This window comes from Nocardia carnea (assembly GCF_029869215.1).
GTDB lineage: Bacteria > Actinomycetota > Actinomycetes > Mycobacteriales > Mycobacteriaceae > Nocardia > Nocardia carnea_B.
In genome coordinates this window covers 1-2496 of the sequence record NZ_JARWPM010000127.1, presented here as the reverse complement: position 1 = coordinate 2496, position 2496 = coordinate 1, and the positions used below count along the sequence as shown (strand labels likewise).

2 protein-coding genes are annotated in these 2496 nt (G+C 67.5%); both read left to right on the top strand.

What is annotated here, in order from left to right:
- Window positions 1–1314 (top strand): cytochrome P450 (locus tag QH276_RS08085; protein WP_280406684.1); only part of this gene is annotated, 1314 nt, incomplete at its 5' end.
- Window positions 1311–2357, top strand: coding sequence for an NADP-dependent oxidoreductase (locus QH276_RS08080; protein ID WP_280397105.1), 1047 nt, complete (start codon window positions 1311–1313; stop codon window positions 2355–2357). The genes QH276_RS08085 and QH276_RS08080, both read left to right, overlap by 4 nt.
- Window positions 2358–2496 lie beyond the last annotated feature (139 nt).

Below are 2496 nucleotides of genomic sequence, written 5' to 3'. Positions count from 1 at the left end.
CATCCAAACCAAAAACCCGATCCACTCGCCCTCGCCCGCCCCCCGCCCCGCCCGGCCCGCCCCGCCCCCCCCCGCCGCCCCCCCCCCCCCCCCCCCCCCGACGCCGCCGGATCGGCCGATCCCACGGCGCCCGGCTACCTCGTGGATCCGTATCCGCATTTCGAAGCGGCACGCGAACACGCTCCCGTGCAATTCCATCCCGGCGGTGGTGTGCATATGGTGTTCCGCTATACCGATGTCAAACGCGCACTGAGCGATCCGGCGCTGAGTTCCTCGGAGGCCTACGCGCTGGATTCGCCACGCAATCTACGGCTCAAGGCGGCGGGTGCCGACAACGATTATCTCCTGCGCCCGTCACTGTCGAAACTGGACCAGCCGGACCACGCACCCCTGCGTAAACTGCTGGCCCGGCCGTTCACACCGAAGAACATCAAGCAGTACGCGGCCCGGGCGGAACAGATCGTCGCGGAACAACTGGCGGGCTACGGCCCCGGCGACGAAGTGGATGTGATCGACCGGTTGGCTCATCCGCTGCCGTTCCGGCTGGTGTGCGAAATATTCGGAATTCCCACACCGCCGGATGCCGAACGTCTCTACTACCGCACCTGGGCGGCGTTGAACCTCCTCGATCCATTCCTGACGCCGGAGCAGTTCACGGAATTCATCACAGCGCAGCGCGAATTCTCCGCCTATCTGCGTGACGTGATCGAATGGAAACGCGGCAATCTCGCGGACGACCTGCTGTCGGGATTCATCCGCGCGGGTGACGAAGGCACGGTGATCGGGCCGGATGAGGTGGCGGCCACCATCCACACTTTGTTCGTCGCCGGTTTCGACACCACTGTCAACCAGCTCGGCATCAGCGTGCTGGCCCTGATGCGGTATCGCGACCAATGGGAGAAACTCGTCGACGACCCGGCGCTGCTGGACAATGCGATCGAGGAGCTGCTGCGATACGAATCCACGGCGCAGCTGATGATCCGGATCACGAAGCAGGATTTCGCAGTGGCCGGCAGTGTGATCCCGGCCGGTAACCACCTCATAGCCTGGATCGCTTCGGCGAATCGGGACGAGCGCCACTTCGGGCCGACCGCCGGGCAACTCGATATCGCGCGGCCGAATGCCCGCGAACATATCGCCTTCGGCCACGGCGCACATGCCTGTCTGGGCGCCTGGCTGGCGCGGCTGGAGCTGAAAACCGTACTGAAAGCCCTGGCCGAAACCGCACCCGAGATGACGCTCGCCGATACCGAGACGAAATGGGCGAGTACCCCGTTCATTCGCGGCCTGGCGGAATTGCGGGTCGTGCTGTGAGTCAGAAGAATTACGCGGTCCGTGTCATCCGGGCGCCGAAAGGATTGCCGTCGGCCGAGGATTTCGAGCTGGTCTCGCAGCCGGTACCCCGATTGGCGGAAGGTGACGTGCTCTTCGAGGCGACACATATGTCGCTGGATCCCGTGATGCGGCGCTACCTGCCCGGTCCGGATGACGCGCCCGGTCCGATCGGCGGTACGGCGCGAGTCGGTGATATCGCGATGGCGGCTCCCCCACCGCCCGCGCACGCACTGTCGGGCGCGTTCGTCGGGACGGTGCTGGAATCACGGCACCCGGACTTCGCCGCCGGGGACCGGGTCCGGGGTGGACACCTCTGGCAGACCCATCACGTGGTGCCGGGTACTTCGCTGGCGGCGATCCCGCGGGACGCCGACCCCCTCGACGAATTGGGCGTCCTGGGCGGCCCCGGACTGGTGGCCTGGTGCGGTATGCGTATCGCCGCGGTACGGCCGGGTGAAACCCTGGTCGTCTCCGCGGCCGGCGGCGCCATCGGCATGGTGGCGGGGCAGCTCGGCAAGGCGGCGGGCGCGCGGGTGGTCGGCATCGCCAGCGGCGAGAAAGCGGACTACGTGGTGCACGAGCTCGGCTTCGATGCCTGCATCGACCGCAGAGCGACCGCGGTGGCGGACGGCCTCGACGAGCACTGCCCGGAAGGAATCGACGTCTACTTCGACAACGTCGGGGGCGACACGGGGACGGCCGCGTTCGACCGTCTCCGTGAACACGGTCGATACATCCTCTGCGGGATGGCCGCCGAGTACAACGGACCGGAGTCCGCTGTCGGTCCACCGTTGCGGCCGATGCTGCGCAAGCGGCTCCGGCTGGAGGGCTTCGTCGTCTACGACCACTACCCCGAGTACGGGGTTTTCCGGTCCGAGATGCAGGAGCTGCGCCGGAATGGGTCGGTGCGGTACCGCTACGAAATGCTGCACGGCCTGGACACCGCCCCTGAAGGGCTGACCCGCCTGCTGTCCGGGCAGAACCAGGGCAAGATGATTGTGAACCTCGCCGGCTCCCGGTGATATCGGCGCTATCCATCGAGTGCCGTCACCACGGAACCCGAGTACCCGGCGCGGGCGATGGCTCGGGGTGCGGCGCCGGCAGCCCCTGCGGGACGGGCGGCCCCCCGCCGGGGCGACAGGCCTTGCGGCGGGGGGGTGG